Origin of the sequence: Chitinophaga rhizophila (genome assembly GCF_019492185.1) — a bacterium.
GTDB lineage: Bacteria > Bacteroidota > Bacteroidia > Chitinophagales > Chitinophagaceae > Chitinophaga > Chitinophaga rhizophila.
In genome coordinates this window covers 214034-237214 of sequence record NZ_JAICCF010000006.1, presented here as the reverse complement: position 1 = coordinate 237214, position 23181 = coordinate 214034, and the positions used below count along the sequence as shown (strand labels likewise).

Annotated in this window: 17 protein-coding genes; 12 read left to right on the top strand and 5 right to left on the bottom strand. The window is 46.7% G+C overall.

What is annotated here, in order from left to right:
- Window positions 1-127 precede the first annotated feature (127 nt).
- Window positions 128-796, bottom strand: coding sequence for a DUF4253 domain-containing protein (locus tag K1Y79_RS27505; protein WP_220253432.1), 669 nt, complete (start codon window positions 794-796; stop codon window positions 128-130).
- A gap of 144 nt (window positions 797-940) precedes the next feature.
- On the opposite strand from K1Y79_RS27505, the gene K1Y79_RS27500 reads away from it, so the two are divergent.
- A complete protein-coding gene (locus K1Y79_RS27500; protein WP_220253431.1) occupies window positions 941-1162 on the top strand; it encodes a hypothetical protein in 222 nt (73 codons plus the stop codon).
- 164 nt (window positions 1163-1326) lie between these two features.
- On the opposite strand, the gene K1Y79_RS27495 is transcribed toward K1Y79_RS27500, so the two are convergent.
- Both K1Y79_RS27495 and K1Y79_RS27490 read right to left on the bottom strand, forming a co-directional pair.
- Window positions 1327-3018: an LIC_10190 family membrane protein gene (locus K1Y79_RS27495; RefSeq protein WP_220253430.1), complete on the bottom strand. Its 1692-nt coding sequence runs from the start codon at window positions 3016-3018 to the stop codon at window positions 1327-1329.
- A 6-nt stretch (window positions 3019-3024) separates the two neighbouring features.
- Window positions 3025-3774 carry a glycosyltransferase family 2 protein gene (locus K1Y79_RS27490; RefSeq protein WP_220253429.1) on the bottom strand — a complete coding sequence of 250 codons (750 nt, stop codon included), beginning with the start codon at window positions 3772-3774 and terminating at the stop codon, window positions 3025-3027.
- 684 nt (window positions 3775-4458) lie between these two features.
- Between K1Y79_RS27490 and K1Y79_RS27485 the strand changes: the two genes are divergently transcribed.
- From K1Y79_RS27485 to K1Y79_RS27460, 6 genes are all read left to right on the top strand, one after another.
- Window positions 4459-5622, top strand: a complete 1164-nt coding sequence (locus tag K1Y79_RS27485) for a Gfo/Idh/MocA family protein (RefSeq protein WP_220253428.1) — start codon at window positions 4459-4461, stop codon at window positions 5620-5622.
- A gap of 11 nt (window positions 5623-5633) precedes the next feature.
- On the top strand, window positions 5634-6689 hold the full coding sequence (locus K1Y79_RS27480) for a sugar phosphate isomerase/epimerase family protein (RefSeq protein ID WP_220253427.1): 1056 nt from the start codon (window positions 5634-5636) through the stop codon (window positions 6687-6689).
- Between the two features lie 231 nt (window positions 6690-6920).
- Window positions 6921-7337 (top strand): c-type cytochrome, encoded by a 417-nt coding sequence (locus K1Y79_RS27475; protein WP_220253426.1) that lies wholly within the window; start codon window positions 6921-6923, stop codon window positions 7335-7337.
- Window positions 7338-7471: 134 nt separating this feature from the next.
- A complete protein-coding gene (locus K1Y79_RS27470) occupies window positions 7472-8185 on the top strand; it encodes a 3-keto-disaccharide hydrolase (protein ID WP_220253425.1) in 714 nt (237 codons plus the stop codon).
- Between the two features lie 99 nt (window positions 8186-8284).
- Window positions 8285-9016 carry a ThuA domain-containing protein gene (locus K1Y79_RS27465; protein ID WP_236059892.1) on the top strand — a complete coding sequence of 244 codons (732 nt, stop codon included), beginning with the start codon at window positions 8285-8287 and terminating at the stop codon, window positions 9014-9016.
- Window positions 9017-9097: 81 nt separating this feature from the next.
- Window positions 9098-12514, top strand: a complete 3417-nt coding sequence (locus K1Y79_RS27460) for a ThuA domain-containing protein (RefSeq protein ID WP_220253423.1) — start codon at window positions 9098-9100, stop codon at window positions 12512-12514.
- Window positions 12515-12595: 81 nt separating this feature from the next.
- Here K1Y79_RS27460 and K1Y79_RS27455 read toward each other — a convergent pair whose 3' ends face one another.
- A complete protein-coding gene (locus K1Y79_RS27455) occupies window positions 12596-12970 on the bottom strand; it encodes a transmembrane 220 family protein (protein ID WP_220253422.1) in 375 nt (124 codons plus the stop codon).
- Window positions 12971-13429: 459 nt separating this feature from the next.
- Here K1Y79_RS27455 and K1Y79_RS27450 point away from each other — a divergent pair, with 459 nt between their 5' ends.
- Complete coding sequence (locus K1Y79_RS27450) at window positions 13430-14830, top strand: RtcB family protein (protein ID WP_220253421.1); 1401 nt, start codon at window positions 13430-13432, stop codon at window positions 14828-14830.
- A 3-nt stretch (window positions 14831-14833) separates the two neighbouring features.
- Entirely contained in the window at window positions 14834-15466 is a 633-nt protein-coding gene (gene prfH, locus K1Y79_RS27445) for a peptide chain release factor H (RefSeq protein ID WP_220253420.1), read from the top strand.
- Here the strand turns inward: prfH and K1Y79_RS29370 are convergent.
- Window positions 15450-15572, bottom strand: coding sequence for a hypothetical protein (locus tag K1Y79_RS29370; protein WP_262903205.1), 123 nt, complete (start codon window positions 15570-15572; stop codon window positions 15450-15452). The genes prfH and K1Y79_RS29370 overlap by 17 nt on opposite strands.
- A 434-nt stretch (window positions 15573-16006) precedes the next feature.
- Between K1Y79_RS29370 and K1Y79_RS27440 the strand changes: the two genes are divergently transcribed.
- The 3 genes from K1Y79_RS27440 to K1Y79_RS27430 all read left to right on the top strand — a co-directional run bounded on the left by K1Y79_RS27440 (window position 16007) and on the right by K1Y79_RS27430 (window position 22908).
- Complete coding sequence (locus K1Y79_RS27440; protein ID WP_220253419.1) at window positions 16007-19258, top strand: SusC/RagA family TonB-linked outer membrane protein; 3252 nt, start codon at window positions 16007-16009, stop codon at window positions 19256-19258.
- Window positions 19259-19314: 56 nt separating this feature from the next.
- Window positions 19315-21111 (top strand): RagB/SusD family nutrient uptake outer membrane protein, encoded by a 1797-nt coding sequence (locus K1Y79_RS27435; RefSeq protein ID WP_220253418.1) that lies wholly within the window; start codon window positions 19315-19317, stop codon window positions 21109-21111.
- A 105-nt stretch (window positions 21112-21216) separates the two neighbouring features.
- A complete protein-coding gene (locus tag K1Y79_RS27430; RefSeq protein ID WP_220253417.1) occupies window positions 21217-22908 on the top strand; it encodes a ribosomal protein L7/L12 in 1692 nt (563 codons plus the stop codon).
- The last annotated feature ends 273 nt before the right edge of the window (window positions 22909-23181 follow it).

The following is a 23181-nucleotide window of genomic DNA, read 5'->3' as shown; positions in this document are numbered from 1 at the left end:
GCAGGATGTGAATTTTCACTGGAATCCTGTATGGAAAAGGCCTCCACGTTGCCAGAAAGTCAATTTACAGTGCAGATCAGCCGCCCCCATGCGGATGGGGTGGCTTTAAATGTTAAAATAGTGTTATTTAATCCCACCATAAAAAGATACTCTTCGTATCGAGGAGCTCGGCTGCCAGATTTTCCACTGTCCCCGCTCCATGCTCTGACAAATCAGGACAAAACTCATACACCTGCCCCGCAAATGCCAGCGCCTCTGATGGGTTCAACTGGTCCAGATGTATCTCTATCCAGTCAGTATCTGCCCCCGTAATTTCAAATGACTGCTGCCGACGCCACTCCTGCAACTTCGTCAGGATGCTGTCGTTGCTGATATCATAATTGAAGCCGTTCGTCGCCCTGAAACGCACAATGTCCAACTGGTCCCGCGTTCTCAAAATAGCATACCTGTCAGGCGCTGTACCAAAGTTCTCCTCCGATTTAAATAACAGGTAACCCTGCTGCCTCAACCCCGCCCTTAATCTTTCATAATCCTGACTGTTCTCCGTATTCACTTCATACTCAAATTCTAACGCATCCGCCAGTCCGGTTACGCTACGCTCCTTTGCGGAGGTAGGCGCTAACCTGTTTATCTTACCTGAAATGGTCTCTCTTACTGCATCAATCACTGTATGATCATACTGCAAGGTATCAGCCAGTGCATAGTCTTTTGCCAATAAAGCACGCTTCTCCTTACCCGCTGCATTACAGCCATGGATCACACTTGCCAGCAATAAGAATAGTAGGATTCTGTTCATAGGTCATCACGAATATTAAATAAAATTACGAAGTAAATAAGGAATTAGAAACGGCAGGTCATCTATCAATTCCTGCGAAGGAAAGTACTACTACATCATTAGTACGCTGCCAATCCCTGAAAGGATTGAATCGTTCACGTCAGCATGAACGACTCAATCCCGGCAAAGAAAACTACTGCTATATCAGCTGTTATGTACCCTGCAATTACTGCATCAGGCATCATACATACAGCTTACATACCTGAACAACTGACAAGGAAAAAGCTGTTGCTGCGAATGGCAGCCACTGACATTGACAGTCTAGCTGTCATTAATAGAAAGGTGCTAAAATACTATCAGTTTACGCAGATGAAGACCCCTGCCTGAGACGGTAGAGAAAAAAGGGTAGTTTGTAACTGATTCAAAAACAATAAGTCATATACGTGGACTATTCCTCGTACACTTACGGACGAACAAGCTTCGAACAAGGGTAGAACAAGCTTCGAACAAGCGACGAACAAGCACGCCACTCGTCCGTTAAAATGGTAATATTATTTTGCGCTTTCAGACTGTAGCCTGAAGCCATCTTGATAACCATCCCCCCTCATTATCAACTGTGCAGGCATCACCGGCGCACAGGGTAACTCCGTATCCCAGCATAAACTGGTCGTCGTTGTTACGGCAACAGCCCCCGGCGTACGGTTGACGGTTGTACTGGTATAAGGCGTGGGTGTCAGCCACCAATTGCTGTGTGGAACCGGTGCTACCAGCCCATCCCTGATAAATACGCTGGTTAAATGACGCCCCAGGCCAATTGTTCCTGCCTGCAATAATAAAGTAGTAACAATGGTCATTGCAAATAAGTGCTTGTACGCAATTGCAGGCGCATACAGCGCTATTGCAATAATCACCAGCGGAGCCAGATAGCTGTACCCAAACCTGGGATCAGGCGCTTGTAATATCCAATATACAAAGCCCAGCAACAGAAACGCAAGCAGCGGCCATACACCTGCCGGTAGTCGCTTTCTGCGAATGAAGATCAGTGGAATAGCAGCAGTTGCTGCCAGTATCAGTAACTTGTCGTATATACGCACACTCTCCTTAAACCAGCTGATATAATGTTGTGAAAAACTCTCCGACATAAACCGCGTTTCATCTACCATACGGTAAAAGGCAAAAATGTGGATATCCTTTGTAGTAGCGCGTATTACGCTGACAGGTACTGCCCAGTCCAGCTGAAAGAAGTCAGGCAGCGCAATAGGAAATAACAGGTAACCAGTCAATATCACATTCCTGATGATCCACGGTAATACTATCACTACCGCCACACCGCACAATGCGGCCAGCTGTATATACTGCTTACGCTGTAACACCTGCCAGTACAGTACTGCAGGCAGTATCAGGATCGGGATAACAGATACTTTTATGGTGATGAGAAATACAGGTGCCAGTAATAAAAATACGCTGTTATCTGCGGCTAACTGTGATTGCCCTTTTATACTGTGTTCCATCCATACCACTATCAGCAAACAACTAACATAATACACCACCATATCCGCCGCAGGCGCAGTTGTATTATACACACAGAATTGCGGCATACTGATCATCACCAGCATACCTGCTTTCAGATAAGTCATAAACCGGGTATCCTGCTTGCCTGGCAACAGGTAAGCGGCTGTCAGCAGATATAATATACCATTGATATGATTGCCCGGAATGCCGGTGAGCCAGGAGAAATTGAAGACGGCAGATAATACATGCCAGTGCGAATTAAAGCCAAAACGCTCATGCAGATTGGCCAGTCCGGGCACCACTTTATATTGTTGCATCCACTTGATGAAAGGGGCATAGTATAACCCTTCATCATAAGATAACGACTGTTGGGAGGAGATATACAATACATACAAAGCCGCTATACCCATGAACAGTATACTACCTTTACCGGCAGTTTTCGCCTGTGTAAGATATGCGGATAGCTGTTGATGGATGGCTGCACGCTGAAAGAAATAACCGCATAGCCCTCCCGCCAGCAGTATACTGTGCGCCGCTCCGGCCAGTGGCAGGAAAAACGTGAGGATGGCTGCAGGTATAGTCATGGCAAGACTGCCGGTCAGCGTGACCAGCGAGAAATGCGGAGCAGCATGACTGTTATTAAGTAACCGATTGATGAACCGTTGCAACGTATATCCATACAGGAAAGATAGTATAATGATATACAGGAACTTAACGAACAGGAATGCCATAATGGTTTATTTATTGATATCGACAGTTCTTTTCTGTCTGCAGAAGATGTTGTATTTCAGGATGCAATAGATCGCACGGAAACCATCCTTATAATTGATCTTTTTACCTTCCGCATACGTACGGCCATAGTAAGCGATACCTACTTCGTAAATACGGATGCCCGGCACACGACTGATTTTGGCAGTCACTTCCGGTTCAAAACCGAAACGGTTTTCCTTCAGATCGATCTGCTTGATGATATTGCTGCGAAACAGTTTATAGCAGGTCTCCATGTCCGTCAGGTTCAGGTTGGTCAGTGCGTTGGATAGGAACGTCAGCACTTTATTCCCGATTGTATGCCAGAAGAAAAGGATACGGTGAGGGCCATCACCCATGAAACGGGAGCCGTATACCACATCGGCTACGCCTTGCAGCATAGGTTTTAACAGGCGGTTGTATTCTTCAGGATTATATTCCAGGTCTGCATCCTGTATGATGGTGAAATCGCCGCTGGCATGCTGGATGCCGGTGCGTAAGGCAGCACCTTTTCCTTTGTTTACCTCATGACGTACGTATTGCAGTTTTGCGGTAGGATAGGCGGCACGGAATCGGGCTACTTCTCCACCGGTATTGTCTTTGGAGAAATCATCCACTACCACCAGCTCTTTCTGTACATCGCCGGCTAATGATACTGCCTGGACCCTTTCCAGTATATCATATATATATCTTTCTTCATTGTAGGCCGGGATGATCACGGAAAGCAGGTACTGTGACATATTGACAATTTTCATTCTCTGCGGCTATATCGCCATAAAGTGGTGCAAAGAAGCAAAAAAAGTATGTAGAAAAAAAATATTAGTCGCCCCTATGAAATGGAAAAAAAATAATTTTATTAACTACCGTTTAACACTATCATTTGTTACAACACTTTACCTTTACATTATTAGGGTTTTCATAGGATAGTAAAACAAGAGCCGGATAGTCTTATTTGGCTCTTTCTTTTTTTATAACTATCTGTATTTTAATACTTTGTTACCTTTCCCTTTCCCACTCATTTTTCAGTCTCCACTGCTACGGTTTCGTATGAAAAAAGCGCATTTGTAACACATTAGTAGGACAATTACAATCCATTTCATAAGGGTTCCTACCTATTCCGTTCATCAAAATATCACACGAAAATGTGGCGGGAGTTTTCTACATTTAAGATTTTGCGGAATAGTCCGGTTGTAAAGCCTACAGGTCTCGCTTAAATAAGTAAAATGCCCGGGGTATTACCCTCCCTGGGTGTCATTTTACCGCTAATATTGATTGTTGCCTGTACTTTTTTATATATTAGACTCCGGAAAAGCCGATGTGGAGTGAGACAGACGGTGTGAAAAACTACAGAACCTCCCTGCTTGTTCCACGTTACAAAGTCTTTAAGACAACTCAAAACCTATAAAGAATAAAACGTTTTGCCAATGAACCGTAAGTTAAGAATGGGAATGATCGGGGGCGGTAAGGATGCCTTCATCGGTGCTATACACCGTATTGCTGCCAATATGGACGGCCTGATTGAACTGAAAGCCGGTGCGCTGAGTGTAAATCCTGAAGTGGCGATGGAGTCAGGGAAGATATTATTCCTGGATCCTGCCCGCACCTACACGGATTATAAGACCATGCTGGAGAAGGAAGCCGCCCTGCCTGAGAGTGAAAGACTGGATTTTATCACTATCGTAACGCCCAACTTCGCACACTTCGAGCCTGCGATGCTGGCACTGGACAAAGGTTTTAACGTGGTAATTGAAAAGCCGATCACTTTTACACTGGATGAAGCTAAACAGCTGAAAGCCAAAGTGGAAGAAACCGGCCGTACCCTGTTGCTGACACATACCTATACCGGGTATCCGTTGGTGAAACAGGCACGTCGCATGGTAGCTGATGGCGTTCTCGGCAAGATCCGTAAGGTTTGGGTAGAATACCCACAGGGCTGGCTGAGCCGCGCTACAGAAAAAGATAGTGCCGGCGCTGCCTGGAGAACAGATCCTAAACGCTCCGGTAAAAGCGGTTGCTTTGGGGATATCGGTACACATGCCGCTAACCTGGCTGAGTATATCAGCGGACTGAAAATAGAGAAACTTTGCGCTGACCTGAACATCTTTGTAGAAGGTCGTGCCCTCGATGACGATGGTGCTGTACTGCTCCGTTTTGACAATGGCGCTGCCGGTGTCCTGATGGCATCCCAGGTAGCAGCAGGTGAAGAAAATGCCCTGAAGATCAGAGTATATGGCGAAAACGGCGGCCTCGAATGGGCACAGCATGAACCTAATACCCTGCTGGTAAAATGGCTGGATAAACCAACCGAAATATATCGTGCCGGTAACGGTTACGGTGGCTACCAAAGCAGCTATGCCGTTCACAATACCCGTACTCCAGGCGGTCATCCGGAAGGATACCTGGAAGCATTCGGTAACCTGTACCGCAACTTCGCCCTGACCCTTCAGGCTAAGATCGATGGCAGAACTCCTGCTCCTGAAGCGCTGGACTTCCCTGGCGTAGATGATGGTATCAGAGGTATGGCATTCATTGACAATGTTGTCAGATCCAGCCAGAGCACTGAGAAATGGACAAACTTTGAGATCTAAAACTTACTAGCATGAAAACCATAAAAGGTCCCGGTATATTTCTTGCGCAGTTCCTTGGTGACGCTGCGCCTTTCAATACACTCGAAGGTATCTGTAAATGGGCAGCCGGTTTAGGGTTTAAAGGTGTGCAGATCCCTACCTGGGATACCCGCATCATTGACCTGCAAAAGGCTGCTGAAAGTAAAACATATGCAGATGAGATTAAAGGCATCGTAAATGCTGCCGGTCTGGAAATTACTGAACTGTCCACGCACCTGCAGGGACAGCTGGTAGCTACCCATCCTGCATATAACGAACTGTTTGACGGCTTCGCGCCAGCTGATAAAAGAGGTAATGCCGCTGCCCGTACCGAATGGGCGGTAAATCAGCTGAAATATGCCGCTAAAGCCAGCCAGCACTTCGGACTGAACGCACACGCTACCTTCAGTGGCGCACTGATGTGGCATACCGTGTATCCGTGGCCACAACGTCCCGCCGGACTGGTTGAAACAGGCTTTCAGGAACTGGCTAAACGCTGGTTACCTATCCTGAACGAGTTCGATGCAAACGGGGTAGACCTGTGTTATGAGATTCACCCGGGAGAAGACCTTCACGATGGCGCTTCTTACGAACGCTTCCTGGAAGCTACCGGCAATCATAACCGTGCCTGCCTGCTGTACGATCCGAGCCACTTCGTGTTGCAATGCCTGGACTACCTGCAGTATATCGATATCTACCACGAAAAGATCAAAGCGTTTCACGTAAAAGACGCTGAGTTCAACCCGACTGGCCGCTCCGGTGTATACGGTGGCTATCAGGGCTGGATCGATCGTCCGGGAAGATTCCGCTCCCTGGGTGATGGTCAGGTGGATTTCAAAGCTGTATTCAGCAAACTGACCCAGTACAACTTCAGCGGCTGGGCAGTAATGGAATGGGAATGCTGCATTAAACATCCGGAAGACGGAGCCAGAGAAGGCGCACCGTTCATCCAGGATCATATCATACGCGTAACAGAAAAAGCGTTTGATGACTTTGCAGGCGGTGGCGCAGATGAAGCATTAAACAGAAAGGTGCTCGGTATTAATTAATTAGGAAGCAAGAAGCTGGAATGAGATATCCCGGCAGACGTAACCAGGTTGTACTGCTTGTTTTATTGTCTGTGAAGAATAGCTGATTTCAGTTCTTACGTTCATCACTTAGTACTTGAATCGTTTTTTTAATAAAAGTATATTCGGCGTAATCAGGGGTGGGATGATGGCCCAAATACAGATTCCTGATTACCCCATGGGTCATTTCTAAAAATATAAACACTAATTAAGATGAGAATGCGTTTTCTGGCGCCTGTTGTTTTGAGCGTTGTTCTGCTGGCCTCCTGTGGTGGTGGTAACGAAAACAAAACTGAAAAGAAAGATGAATCAGCTGCTACCAGTGAAACTCCGGTAGACAACTCAATGGTAACTCCCGGCGCTGCTGAAGCTGCAGCCTCCAAAGGAGCTGGCCTGATTGAGCAGAAAGACTGTAAAACCTGCCATAAAATAGACACGAAACTGATCGGTCCTGGTTACAAAGAAGTAGCCCAGAAATATGAAGCGACTGAAGCTAACATCGACAAACTGGCTGATAAGATCATCGCTGGTGGTAGCGGTAACTGGGGTGAAGTAGCCATGACTCCTCACGCAGATATCTCTAAAGATGACGCTAAAGAGATGGTGAAATACATCCTCTCCCTGAAATAGTGAGATAACAGTCGCTGATATTTTTGGTCTCTCAGCTTTCTATAAATTAACTATCATATATAGCCGGTAGTTGTTGTTCGTATGCCTCCACGCATCCGGTACTGCAACTGTCGGCTATAAAAACTCAATTTGCAATGAAGCACATTATTCCCGTTCTGGCACTCAGTCTGCTAACTCTCTCTGCATCCGCTCAACAACCTAATACCCTCACCGCTAAAGAAAAGAAAGCGGGATGGAAACTGTTATTCGATGGTAAAACCACTCAAGGCTGGCACACTTATCTGCAAAGCGAAGCAAGTCCTGCCTGGAAAGTGGAAAATGGCGCGCTGGCACTCGACCAGGAAGCTAAAAAGAATGGTGCTCCCGGTGGAGACCTGGTTACCAACGACGAGTTTGAAAACTATGAGTTATCACTGGAATGGAAGATCTCTGAAGGTGGTAACAGCGGCGTTATCTTCGGCGTACACGAAGATCCGCAACTGAAAGCTACTTACCTGTCCGGTCCTGAAATGCAGGTGCTGGATGATGCCAAACATCCTGATGGTAAGTATGAGAAACATAACTCCGGAGATCTTTATGATATGAAGAAATCCACTAAATATGCTGCAAAACCTGTAGGCGAATGGAATGTGGCTAAGATCCGCAAGAAAGACGGTAAACTGACTTTCTGGCTCAACGGTGTGCAGACAATCGAGACTACTATGGGTAGCGACGAATGGAAAACACTGCTCGAAAACAGTAAATTCAAAAACTGGAAAGCGTTCGCTCAGTATCCAAAAGGTCATATCGCCCTGCAGGACCACGGAGATGGCGTATGGTATCGTAGTGTAAAAATCCGCTTACTGTAATACCTTTCCAATATGCAAGATATCCACGTGAGAAAAACAACTACTGATAAATTACGGACTGCGAACGCAATTGCATGCGTAGTCCGTAATTTGTCTTTTATGGCAATAGCATTGCTGCTGACGGTCTGCTTCCTGTTTAACAGTCAGCCGGCAGCGGCCAAAAAACGCCTTCCGCGACTGCTCGTATTCTCCAAAACCGCCGGTTTCCGGCATGACTGTATCCCGGCAGGCAAGATAGCTATGATTAAACTGGGACAGGCACACGGATTTGAAGTAGATACTACGGAAGATGCTTCCGTTTTCAACACTAAAAACCTGAAACGTTACGCTGCTGTATTATTTTTGAATACCACCGGCGACGTGCTGAATAACGAGCAGCAGTCTGCTATGGAAGGATATATCCATAATGGCGGTGGCTACATGGGTATTCATGCCGCTACCGATACTGAATACGGATGGCCATGGTATAACAAACTGGCAGGTGCCTGGTTTACCAGTCACCCGGCACAGCAAAATGCTACCCTGCTGGTAGTAGATCGTAACCATGAGGCTACCCGGCACCTGGAAGAGAAATGGGTACGCTGGGATGAATGGTACAATTTCAAAGACCTGAATCCTGATGTACACGTATTGATCAAAATAGACGAAAGCTCTTACAAGGGTGGAGAGAACGGTGGCAACCATCCCATGAGCTGGTACCACGACTTTGAAGGGGGAAGAGCCTTTTATACAGAACTGGGTCATACCAAAGAATCCTATACAGATCAGGCATACCTGCAGCATGTTATGGGCGGACTTCGCTACGCGATGAATCTGAAGACTAAAAAGTAAATGCGTAATCCCTACTGCCGGAAAAGGGAGGAAGAAAGTTGATCCGTTCCGGCATACAGTATAAATCAATATAAAAACATCATGCAAATCAGGTACGTAATGATTATGCTGGTATTACTCGGTACAGTAATTACCGGCTGCCAGCAGAAAACCCGGCCCGGTAATCCCAGAGTACTGGTATTTACCAAAACAGCCGGTTTCCGGCATGCATCCATCCCCGCCGGGATCCAGGCTATTCAGAAACTGGGTAAGGAAAACAACTTTGAGGTAGATACTACAGAAAATGCCGACTACTTCACCGAAGACACACTGCAGAAATACGCTGCTGTAATATTCCTCAATACCACCGGCGATGTACTGAATAACTACCAGGAAGCCGACTTTGAAAGATATATACAGTCCGGCGGTGGCTTTGTAGGTGTCCATGCCGCTACTGATACAGAATACGAATGGGGCTGGTACGGCGAACTCGTAGGCGCTTACTTTGATAACCACCCTGCCGGTACACACAAAGCCAAACTGACGGTAAAAGATAAATCCTTCATCGCTACCGCTACGCTGCCTGATTCATGGGAACATACCGACGAATGGTATAACTTCAAAAAGATCAGTAAGAACACACATAAACTCATCACTGTTGATGAAAAGACCTATGAAGGAGGGACGAATGGTCCTGAACATCCTATCAGCTGGTACCACGACTTTGATGGTGGCCGCGCCTTCTATACTGAGTTAGGACATACCAATGAGTCCTACACCGAACCAGAGTTTCTGGCCCATGTGCTCGGTGGTATTAAATATGCCATCGGCAAAAACAATATCCTGGACTATGCCCAGGCAAAGACATTACGTGTGCCTGAAGAAAACAGGTTCACTAAAAACGTACTCATTACAGGCGAGTTCTTTGAACCTACTGAAATGACCATCCTCCCTGATCTCAATATCCTCGTTGCTCAACGCCGGGGCGAGATCATGTACTTCAACCAGTCTACCCGCAAACTAACACAGGTTGGGGCATTGCGTGTATATCACAAAACTGAAGTGCCTAACGTGAATGCAGAAGAAGGTATACTCGGCCTGGCCGCTGACCCTGAATTTGCAAAGAATCACTATGTATATGTATACTATTCTCCGGTGGATACTTCCGTGAACAGGTTGTCCCGCTTTAAGTTTGAGAATAACGTACTGGATACTGCTTCTGAAAAGATTATCCTGCAGTTATATTCACAACGTAACATCTGCTGCCATACCGGTGGTTCTATCGCCTTCGGTCCCGGTGGTTTATTATACCTCTCTACCGGCGATAACAGCACACCGTTTGACGAGCCGGGACAGAAATACGTAAATAACGGTTATTCCCCGTTGGATGACCGTCCAGGCCACCTGCAATATGATGGTCGCCGTACATCTGCCAACAGTAATGACCTCCGTGGTAAGATCCTGCGTATAAAGATCAATGCCGACGGTACTTACGGTATCCCGGATGGTAACCTGTTTAAGCAAGGTACACCGAATACCCGCCCCGAAATCTTCGCTATGGGTACCCGTAACCCGTATCGTATTTCGGTAGATAATAAGAACGGTTACCTGTATTGGGGTGAAGTAGGCCCTGATGCCAATGATGATAATCCGGAACGTGGTCCGCGTGGTTATGACGAGATTAACCAGGCTAAGAAGCCCGGTAACTTCGGTTATCCGATGTTCGTAGGTAATAACTATGCATATCACCTGTATGACTACGAAACAGGCAAAAGCGGTCCGGCCTTCGATCCGGCCAAGCCTGTGAATAACTCCCGCAATAATACCGGTATAAAAGAGCTGCCACCCGCACAACCAGCATTTATCTGGTACCCATATGCAAAGTCGCCCGACTTCCCGTCAATGGGCAGCGGAGGCCGTAATGCCATGGCAGGACCGGTATACTATAATGAGTTCTATCCGAAGGAAACCCGTTTCCCGGATTACTATAATAACAAGCTGTTTATCTATGACTGGGTACGCGGCTGGATAAAAGCGGTCACCTTTGACAAGGATTATAACCTGTCAAAGACCGAAGACTTCATGCCTAATACCAAGTTCAATGCGATCATAGATATGGAAATGGGACCGGATGGCCGCATTTACGTACTGGAATACGGTAACGGCTGGTTCAGCAAAAATAAGGATGCCGGCCTGGCGCGTATCGATTACAATGGCGGTAACCGTGCCCCTCTTGCAGAAATACATGCAGATAAACTTTCCGGAGGCCTGCCATTTAAGGTAAAACTGAGTGCTAAGGGCTCTTCTGACCCTGATGGCGATCAGCTGACCTACATCTGGTACCTGGGCAATGGCAACAGGAAAGAGACGAAAGAGCCGGAAACGGAAGTAACATATACCACTGCGGGCGATTATGCCGTATCAGTAGAAGTACTGGATAATAAAGGGGCCAGCACCCGTAGTAAAGGTATCGAACTGTATGCAGGCAATGAGACACCAGCAGTGAAAATCAACATTACAGGTAATAGCATGTTCTACTTCTCCGGCAAACCGGTGAGCTATAGCGTGAATGTAACCGATAAGGAAGATGGCTCATCCGCTGATGGCAAGATAGACCCGGCCAACCTGTATGTAAGATATGAATATATGGAAGGCAGCGATAAGGCAGCTGTTCCGCAGCAGGGCCACCAGATAGTTACAGGCGCTATTGCGGGTAAGAATATCATGGAAGCCAGCGACTGTAAGACGTGTCACAAGACAGACGAGAAGTCTATCGGCCCGAGCTTCAAAGATGTAGCTACTAAGTACAAGGATGATCCAAAGGCAGCTGATTACCTGGCCAGTAAGATTATCAATGGAGGCGGTGGCGTATGGGGAGAAACAGCGATGTCTGCGCACCCTTCCCTGTCACAATCAGAAGCGCATCAGCTGGTGGAATATATCATGTCTGTGGGCGGCGTGAGCAAGCAGGAACCGTCTTTACCGCCAACAGGTGTTGTAGATCCTACAGCAGGTAAGATGGAGAAAGCCAACGGTGTATTATACCTTATTGCTACTTATACAGATAAAGGTGGTCCTGGCATCAAACCAATCACCGGGTCAGATGCAGTTGTATTGAGAAATGCAAAGATACCGGCGCATGCGTTTGACAAGTCTGACGCCGTGTCTACCTTCGAGTTCAATGGTCAGAAACTCCTGATCCCAACTGCCAACGGATGGGTGACCTATAATGGCCTGGACCTGACAGCAGTAACAGGCGTTAACATCATCTACTTCACACAGGAGCCGTTGAAATACGGATACCTGGTAGAGATGTTCCTGGACAAAGCAGAAGGTACCAAGCTGGGTGAGGCTATCATTGGCGTAGGAGCGAAAGCAATGGCCCCTAACAATGCGAATGTGTCATTTGCACCCATCACAGATGGAAAGAAACACACATTGTATGTACGCATTAAATCCGCTGATCCGGCTGAGAAGGGTAATCTGGGTATTACGAACTTCCAGCTGCTAAGTAAGTAAAAAGTATTGTTCAGATAAACGAAACAGGCTATCTCTGGTAAGAGGTAGCCTGTTTACGTTTGTGGATGTATAATAGTAAGATTATGCTTTCTTTCTTGCTGCGTAGAAGTAGTTGATCAGTAATACAACAATCAGCAGGAAGAGGCCGAAGAACTCACGGGTTTCTTCTATCCATGGTTTGGTAGCTTTCATACTGCCGGCAATATTCTCACCATGATGTTCTGTGGCCCAGTTGATCACGCCGTTTTTATCAAAGAAGAGGTACGCGGCATATACCAGATACAGGAAGATCCCGAAGATGTATGTCTTTTTGTAGAAACGTCCGCTGGCAGCAAGCAGGCAACATCCTGCACCAAACAGGTAGATAGGCACCCATATATACGGATCAGGATCATTGTATTGTAATCCGGCGAAAATGATGAACAGTATACCCCAGATGATGTTGAATATTTTCATAGAAAAAAAATTATCTGCTATCGCACGAAGATACTTGATATAAGATAGAAAATATATACCTTTACCCCCGTATTCCTTATTGTTCACTTCTAAAATTACAAGGAATCATGACAGAACGTATTCACATATCGCCCTTTTCGCACGCTGCCTAGTCAGGCATATCTTCCTTTATTATTTACTGGAAAGCGGATATACTTTGATGATTCTTCATCATTTGTATAACCAATGCCTTTATGCACCGATTGCAGTAGCAGACTATCGTCTGATAGGTATTTCTATGCCTGTTATACAAACATAGTATGTCAATGCTATAACCGGCATTGCTGTTCATCAGCAGCATGTTACTGTATATTTGTACAGGTCAGCGTATACACTGCACATGCGGAAAGGGATAGCTGTTATTAATACCGTTCATTACATACAGAACGGCATGTTACATATCAATTACAACTTACCCGTATGGGCAATTTACGCACGAAAGAACTGAGTAAGATCGGTTATACAAATGACCGTGCAAGAAGTCTGGTCATTAATACAGTTTCAAAACATTTTAAGCATCATACAAAAGAGCAATTGCTGGCATTGCTGGCAGCTGTGAAAGAGACGCCGGCACAATACCTTCAGGATGAAGTGCTGGGTAAAATAGCAGCTACATTTATCAGTGATGAACCCGAATGCCATCACCAGGAGTTTAGCCTGCTGGAGCAAACCGGCAGACTGAAGATCTATGGTGGAAAAGAGATAGAACATGGTGCCAAAAAGCAGATGGAAATAGCCATGTCGCTGCCGGTAACCGTACAGGGCGCACTGATGCCCGATGCACATACCGGATATGGCTTACCTATTGGCGGAGTGCTGGCTACAGAGAATGCAGTATTGCCATATGCCGTAGGCGTGGACATTGGCTGCCGGATGGCTTTATCCATCTTTGACGAAGGAGAAAGCTTCCTCAAGCGGTATGCCTACCAGATGAAGACCGCTTTAAAAGATTGGACGCACTTTGGTATGGAAGGCGGACTGGAAGTCATGCAGGAACATGACGTATTGGATAGTCCGGCGTTTCAGGCAACAGACATGCTGCGCAAACTGCAGGCAAAAGCCGCAAGGCAGCTGGGTAGTTCCGGCAGTGGTAATCACTTCGTGGAGTTTGGTATGATATCATTGTCAGCCGATAACTCACTGGGCTTGCCCGCAAAGGACTATCTGGCTTTATTATCACATTCCGGTAGCCGGGGTCTGGGCGCAAATGTAGCCATGCATTACACCAAAATAGCCATGGATACCTGTAAGCTGCCAAGAGAGGCGCAGCAGCTGGCTTGGCTGGATATGAACAGCGAAGCAGGGCAGGAGTACTGGTTAAGCATGCAGCTGGCCGGCGACTATGCCAAGGCCTGCCACGACAGAATACATGCTAATCTGGCAAAAGCACTGGGCTTACAACGCCTGGCTATTATAGAGAACCACCACAACTTCGCCTGGGAAGATACCCTGCCGGATGGCCGTAAGGTGGTCATACACCGTAAAGGGGCTACACCTGCGCACAAGGGTGAACTAGGCATCATCCCGGGTAGCATGACTACTGCCGCCTACCTGGTGTCAGGAAAAGGCGAAGAGCAGGCGTTATATTCTGCCTCCCATGGTGCAGGCAGGGCAATGAGCCGCAAGCGGGCCAGGGAGAGCATGACCGTCTCCGGATTGAAGAAGATGCTGGCGTCGGCTAATGTGACTTTAATAGGCGGTAGTGTAGAAGAGAATCCGATGGCCTATAAAGATATAGAAAGCGTGATCGGTGCACAGCAGGATTTAGTGGCAATAGAAGGGAAATTTCTGCCACGTATTGTAAGAATGTATAAAGAATAACAGATGAGCAAGTCAATTATACAGGTAACCTCCGGCAGAGGGCCTGAAGAATGTACAAGGGTAGTGGCCAGAGTGGTAGAGATCATGATGAAAGAGGCCCGTCAGCAGGGATTGGAGATCGCGCTGCTGGAAAGCAAAAAGGGGAGTCTGAAAGGTACCATGTTGTCGGCTATGTTGCTTGTTAAGGCAACAACACCTGCCAATAAGGGTATACTCAACACCTTTATCGAGGGATGGCGCGGTACCATCCAGTGGATTGCCCAAAGTCCTTACAGAAAGTTTCATAAAAGGAAGAACTGGTTTGTCGGCGTAGAAGTGTACGATGTACACCAGCAGGTGAAATGGGATATAAAGGATGTGAAACTGGAATCGTGCCGGTCTTCCGGCCCCGGAGGGCAGCACGTCAACAAGGTCGAAACAGCAGTAAGAGGCACACACCTGCCGTCAGGAATACAGGTACTGGCGATGGACAGCCGTTCGCAGCTTCAGAACAAGCAGCTTTGTCTTGAAAGACTAGCGGCAAAATTCACGGCCTGGCAGCTGGAGCAGCTGGTAGCCAGACAACAGGATCAGTGGCAGGAACATAATGAGCTGGAGAGAGGTAGTGCAGTAAGAGTAATTACTGATAAGCTCTGATAATCAGGAATGGAGAGCCAGGAATCAGGTACCGGAATGCAGGCGCGTCTCCATTTACCTGATCCTGCATACCTGGTTCTTCATTCCAGATATCTGATACCTCCATCTGATATAGCACTGATATTTTTTTATTAAAACCTGATTAAAAATTTACCCTATGTCTTGCTTAAATTAAACGAATGTGTTACCTTGTTATGCAGTTAACGTTAGAAATTTTAGTGTGTGTTTAAAGTAACCAAGATCTATTTCCATGTTTATCAAAGTTTTAATGTTAACACGTGTATGAAACAACTAAACTGTAGTCTTTAAAAAACTGTGTGTACCGCTTTTCCCAAAACCAATTTGCAAGGATGTATTATATACTGAGCTGCCCAGCAGTATCAGTAACAGAATGGCTTTGACCTGAAGTGAGGAGTTATATATTGTCCCTTTCAGACCAGGATATTGATTTAACCCGGTCATTTTTCGTGCCTGTACCTGCCAACGTTGTAGAGTATAGGCCCGCCAGGCTTTTTATTAACCAAAAAAACGTTTCACGTTATGAAGAGACATGTCTACCGCACATTTGCGTGCTGCTGGCTGTTGTTGTTATTTGCCAGTGCCGCATTCGCCCAGACTAAGATCATCGGTAAGGTCACCGACAAAGTATCCGGGAATCCGTTGCCCGGAGTAACAGTGGCAATTAAAAATTCTGCCAGGGGTACCGCCACAGACCCGGCAGGTAATTTTACTATCTCAGCTAAATCAGGTGAGACGCTTGTATTTTCATTCGTAGGTTATACCCAGCAGGAGTTTGTACTCGGCCAGTCAACCAATGTAGAAATCAGTCTCGAAGAGAAAGTAGGTTCTCTTGATGAAGTGGTAGTAACCGGTTATGCTACACAGAAAAAGAAAGACCTCACAGGCGCTGTTTCTGTTGTAAACGTTGACCAGATCAGCCGTCAGCCCACTGCTCAGGTGAGCAATCAGTTACAGGGCCAGGTATCCGGTATTACAGTACTGGGTTCCGGTCAGCCGGGACAAGAGCCGCAGGTGCGTATCCGTGGTGTGAACACCTTCGGTAACAACACCCCGTTGTTTGTTATTGATGGAGTACCTACACAGAATATCGCTGACCTGAACCCCAACGACGTTGCATCTATGCAGGTACTGAAAGATGCGGGATCTGCATCTATCTACGGTGCAAGAGCAGCCAACGGCGTTGTAATTGTTACAACCAAACGCGGTAAAGCCGATGGTAAAGTACGCGTTACCTACGATGGTTACTATGGTACACAACGTCCTAAAGGTGGTAACGTATGGGACATCCTCAGTTCTCAGGAAATGGCCGAACTGAAATGGATGGCGCTCAAAAATACCAATCCAAATGTTGTGTATAACGACGCATTGTATGGTTCAGGTACTACACCAAGACTGCCTGACTATATCGCACCAGGTGGTCTGATGGAAGGAGATCCGGCAGTAGATCCGTCAAAGTATTTTGTAGATCCTAACTATAAATCACCTTCTGACCTGGATAAATTCTACCGTATTACCAGGGCTAACAAACAGGGTACAGACTGGTTCCATGAAATATTCAAACCTGCATATATCACCAGCCATAACGTATCTGTTGGTGGTGGTGGAGACCAGGGTTCTTATTTCCTGTCCTTTAACTACTTCGACCAGAAAGGTACACTGCTCAATACCTACCTGAAACGTTACTCTATCCGTTCTAACAGCCACTTTAATGTAGGTAAGCATGTACGTATTGGTGAGAACTTAGCTTTCTCAGTAATGGACAACCCCCGTATCGATGCATTAACAGAAGGTAGCGGTATCGGTATGGCGTTCCGTGAGCAGCCAATTATTCCCGTACGCGACATCAACGGTAATTTTGCAGGTTCCTTCAGCACCAATGGCGCTCAGTTAGGTAACGCCCGTAACCCTGTTGCGCTACAAGATCGTATCAGGAATAACAAAGGTCTGATCAACCGTTTACTCGGTAGCATGTATGCAGAAGTGGACTTCCTGAACCATTTTTCATTCCGCACAACCTTCGGTGGAGAAATCTATTCAGGTTATACCCACGAGTTTACTTTCCCTGAGTACGAAAATGCGGAAAATGATAAAGTAAACTCTTACACTGAAACGTCTGCTAATATCCGTAACTGGACCTGGACAAACGCCTTGACCTATTCACAAACTTTCAAGGATGTGCATAGCCTGAAAGTAGTAGTAGGTACAGAAGCTTTCGATAACCGCGGACGTGTATCAACAGCGAATACGCAGAACTATTTCAGCTTCGATCCTAACTTCACGAATCTGGGTAGTGGTACCGGAACCATGAACCACGCCAGTACTGTTAACACAGACGGCTTGTTCTCTTTATTCGGCAGATTGGATTACAGCCTGATGGATAAATATCTGCTCGGTGCAGTAGTACGCCGCGATGGTTCCAGCCGCTTTGGCGCTAACTATCGTTATGGTGTGTTCCCTGCTGTCAGCGCAGGTTGGCGTATCTCTCAGGAAGCATTCCTGAAACAGGTATCCTGGATCGCAGACTTAAAGATCAGAGGAGGATACGGTATCATGGGTAACCAGCTTAACGTAGACCCTGCCAACGCATTTACCCAGTATGGTCTGAACAAAGGATCTTCCTTCTATGACATCGGCGGTACTACCAATACATTGAACTCTGGCTTCTTCCGTACTTATATCGGTAACCCGAATGCAAAATGGGAGAGCAATATCAATATGAACATCGGTATCGATGCGACCCTGTTCAAAGGCAAACTGGAAATCACTGCAGACTACTACCAGAAACGTGTAGAAGATCTGCTGTTCAAACCAGAGCTGGCGGCAACAGCAGGACGTCCTACCCCTCCTGATGTGAATATCGCGGAAATGAAAAACCACGGTATAGACCTCGGCATCAACCTGGTGAATGTGAATCTTACAAAAGACCTGCTCTTAACAGTAGGCGCTACCTTCACCAGCTACTCTAATAAGATCCTGAACATCTCCGGCGATGCGCCATACTTCGATCTGGAAGCGCGTCGTTTCAATGGTAACTTCATCATTCGTAACGCTATCGGTCATCCTATCTCCAGCTTCTATGGTTATAAGACTGCCGGTTTCTGGAACACTGCTGAAGAAATTGCTGCAGCCAATGATCAGGCACAGAAAGCTACCGGTAATGCGAATGCAGTTTATCAGACAGGTATCGGCCTTGGCCGCTTCCGCTACCAGGATACCAATGGCGACGGCATCATTACTGAGGCTGACCGTACCTTCCTTGGTAACCCAAGCCCTGATTTCAGTTATGGTCTGAACATCGAACTGAAATACAAAGGCTTTGACTTCACCGCCTTCTTCTATGGCGTACAGGGTAACCAGATCTGGAACCAGGTACGTTGGTGGACAGACTTCTATCCATCATTTGCAGGTGCAAAGAGCAAAACAGCACTGTATGATTCCTGGAGACCTGATAACATGAACGCAAAAGCACCAATTCAGGAAAATGAGGGTTCATTCAGTACCAACACTGTTCCTAACTCCTTCCTCGTAGAAAATGGTTCTTACCTGCGTGCAAAGAACATGATGTTAGGTTATACACTGCCAAGATCAGCGTTAAACCGTGTAGGTATTGAGAAGTTCCGTATCTACGTTCAGGCAGCTAACCTGTTTACCATCACCAAATACACCGGTATCGATCCGGAAATTACAGGTACTACACAGGCTTTCGGTCTGGATGAAGGAGCTTATCCAAATCAGCGCCAGTTCCTGGTGGGCGTTAATGTTGGCTTTTAATATCGACCATTGTTAACGTGAAAGGATCACTTATTGAGGATATTAAAACATTAAAAATGAAAAGACAATTCTTGACATCAAAATATATAATCGTTGCAGCAGTAGTTGCCGGCGGGTTGTTCTTCGATGCCTGCAGCAAAAGTTTCCTAGAACGTGAGCCACAGGGTTCTCTTACCAGCGGTACCGTATCAACCAAGGCTGGTATAAATGAGTTGCTCATCGGGGCCTATGCGGCTTTGGATGGTCAGCAGCAGGACGTAGCAGCTATCGGTGGCGGCGGCCCATGGGAAGCTGCTCCTAGTAACTGGATATATGGTAGCGTTGCAGCAGGTGATGCACATAAAGGTAGCGATGCTACCGACCAGCCACCCATCAGCCTTATTGCTACCGGCCAGTTTGATGCCAGCAACGGATTCTTCAACACAAAATGGAAAGTGTTATTCGACGGTATTTCCCGTGTGAACGTTATACTGTCATTGTTACCCGATGTAACAGATATGACTGACGCCGAGAAAACACAGGTACAGGCAGAAGGTCGTTTCCTGCGTGGTCACTACTATTTTGAACTGAAGAAGATGTTCAATAAAGTGCCATGGGTAGATGAAACACATATCGATGATTACAAACAGCCAAATAACGTAGATATCTGGCCTAACATAGAAGCAGATTTTAAATATGCTTATGATAATCTGCCAGCCTTACAGGCCCAGGTAGGCCGCGCCAACAAATGGGCAGCTGCTGCTTATCTGGCTAAGACCTATGTATATCAGAAGAAATGGACAGATGCCAAACCGGTGTTTGATCTGATCAAAGAACAGGGTACTACGCCAAAAGGTACGAAATATGCGCTGACCGACAGATTTGAAGATAACTTCGATTCTGAAACTAAAAACAACTCTGAGTCTGTATTTGCTATTCAGATGTCTGCGAATAACGGTACCGGTCAGATCTCCAGTGGTAACCAGGGTGAAATGCTGAACTTCCCTTACAACAGCCCATTCGGTTGCTGCGGATTCTATCAGCCAACCCAGGACCTGGTAAACTCTTATCGTACAGATGCTGCCGGACTTCCTTACCTGGATGATTATAACACCTTCCCGGTAAAAAATGATATGAAGATACTGTCAAGTGCTCCGTTTACACCGGATGCAGGTAACCTGGATCCACGCCTTGACTGGACCGTAGGTCGTCGTGGTATTCCGTTCCTGGATTGGGGTAATCACCCTGGCCGTAGCTGGGTGCGCGATCAGGACTATGCGGGTCCGTATGCGCCTAAAAAGAACGTATACTGGCAGTATAACCAGGACAAATACAAAGATCCAAACTCCTGGGCTCCAGGTTCAGCGATCAACCTGGTGTTGATCCGCTATGCAGACGTTCTGTTAATGGCTGCAGAAACTGAAGCTGAACTGGGCAACCTGGAAGCCGCACAAACTTATGTCAACCAGGTGCGTACCAGGGCTGCAAATCCAAAGACTGCCGTATACCGATATACCAACGATTCAAACCCAATGGGCGGTTTCTCTACCACGCCGGCTGCTAAATATGTAGTCGCTAACTATCCTGCAGGCAGATTCGCTGCAGGTGGTAAAGACTTCGCTTTGAAAGCGATCCGTTTTGAACGTAAGCTGGAACTGGCTATGGAAGGTCAGCGTTACTTCGACATCGTTCGCTGGGGTATCGCTAACGCCGAAATGACCAAGTTCTACTCTTATGAGTCTAAGATCACCACTGACCTGAACGGCGCTAAATTCATTCCTAACCGTAATGAATATTATCCTGTTCCTCAGCGCCAGATAGATCTGAGCCTGAAGAGCGGTGAAAGAACACTCGAACAGAACCAAGGCTACTAATCAATAGTCAGCTTCACTGTATATCGAAAAAGAGAGGCCCTGCTACCAGGGTCTCTCTTTTTTTAATAACCTGCTTATCTTAGCTGTACAAGAATATTTCCCTTCGTGAAAAAACTACTCATTTTTCTGCCTGTCTTATTTGCCTGTTCATTATCCCAACAGGAAAAAGGCAAGCTCCTTTCTGACAAATATTGTGGCAGCTGTCATATGCCTGTTGCTCCTGCAATGCTGGATAAAATCACCTGGACAGAACATGTGCTGCCGGCAATGGCCCCTAAGCTGGGCATTGGCGTGTGGCAGGGCAGCGGTTACTATGTGAAGCCCGGCGCGGGTACAAACATCAGTATTGAGGACTGGAATGCCATTGTAGCCTATTATCAGGAATTGGCTCCGGATAAGCTTACGCCGGCGAAAATTCCCCAGCCACTTGCAGAAGACCTTCAGCTGTTTGACGTACAGCCAGCGCATGCAACAGACTCTACCTATGAAGTGCAACTGCTGACAATAGGCGAAACCAAGTTGCAACTGGTTAAACTGGTCAGAGACCAGACAGCTCTCTCACTGCGGGAAAGCAAGGAACTGGTAGATGCTGCACCCAGTACAATCAAGACCGGACTCTCAAAAGAAGCTGCTGCCGACCTGAAACAGCAACTCGAAGCTGCCGGAGGTACCGCTACCATTATCGGCAAGCAACAACCGCAGATCGCGACCACTACCATGGTGGCTGTTGATCCGTATACGGGTTCTTTATATTCCTCTGCCGAATATGGCGCAAGTCTCTATAAGTGGGATAGCCTGCTTCACCCGCAACCCCTGATCCGGCTGCAATCGACCGCTGTTGATATGAACTGGCGTGCACCAGGCACCGCGCTGCTTACCTGTATCGGTAGTATGCGCGCTGTCGATATCCCCCAGGGAATGCTGTGGGAAGTCTATCCCGATAAACCCGAGGCGGAACAGGTGAAGACTATCGGCATGGGATTGCCAAGGCCTGTTCAAAGTATTGCGGCAGATTTTAACAAAGACGGCCGCACAGATTACCTGGTGTGTGGGTTCGGGCATGACTTCGGCGGCTTGTACGTACTACAGCAAACAGCGGCCGCTGATTATAAAAAACAGCCTGTATGGGAAGTGCCGGGCGCTATCCATTCGGTGGTAGAGGACTTTGACAAAGATGGCTGGCCCGATATCATGACGTTGTTTGCCTATGGCGATGAAGGCCTTTGGCTGTTCCTGAATGACCACAAAGGTGGCTTCACACAAAAGCGCATACTGCGTTTCCCACCGGTGTACGGCTCCACCAGTTTCCAGGTGGTGGATATGAATAAAGATGGACTGCCGGACATCCTATATACCTCCGGAGATAATGGCGATTTCTCTATGGAATTGAAACCGTTTCACGGCGTGTATATCTACCTGAACAAAGGTGACTTTGAATATGAGCAATCCTGGTTTTACCCGGTTAATGGCTGTACTAAAGCAATTGCTGCCGATTTTGACGGAGATGGCGATCAGGATATTGCCAGCATCGCCTTTTTTGCGGATCTAAAAGACAGACCGGCCGAAAAATTCATCCTGTTCCGGCAGGACGGCGCTGGTAAGTATAGTCCGCATACTATCAGCCAGCTCAAAGACGCCGGCAGATGGATATGTATGGATGCAGGAGATATAGACCGCGATGGAGACCTTGATATTGTGCTGGGTAGTTATTCCAGAGGTTTTATCATACAGGAGGGCGTACAGCCCGGCTGGGATGTTAATATGCCACTGGTTGTACTCCGAAATAACTCAAAATGAGTTGTTTATACTTCCTTTCTTTAAAAATAGTACAGAGGAGACCAGATTTTTGATCATTCGATTGCAGTTGTAACAAATAATTGATTATATTGCATATGCAATGTCAGGCAAAAATCTAAATCTATGCTGCTTAAACTGATAGTTTAGCCCACGTATAGTATTTCTATTTCCCTGTAATCAACAACGACATATTTCAGACAATAATTGCCGCAGAGTTATTGTTATCAAAATACTCCTGATTGAACTGATCAGGTTTTAGAATGGCGGAAGGAG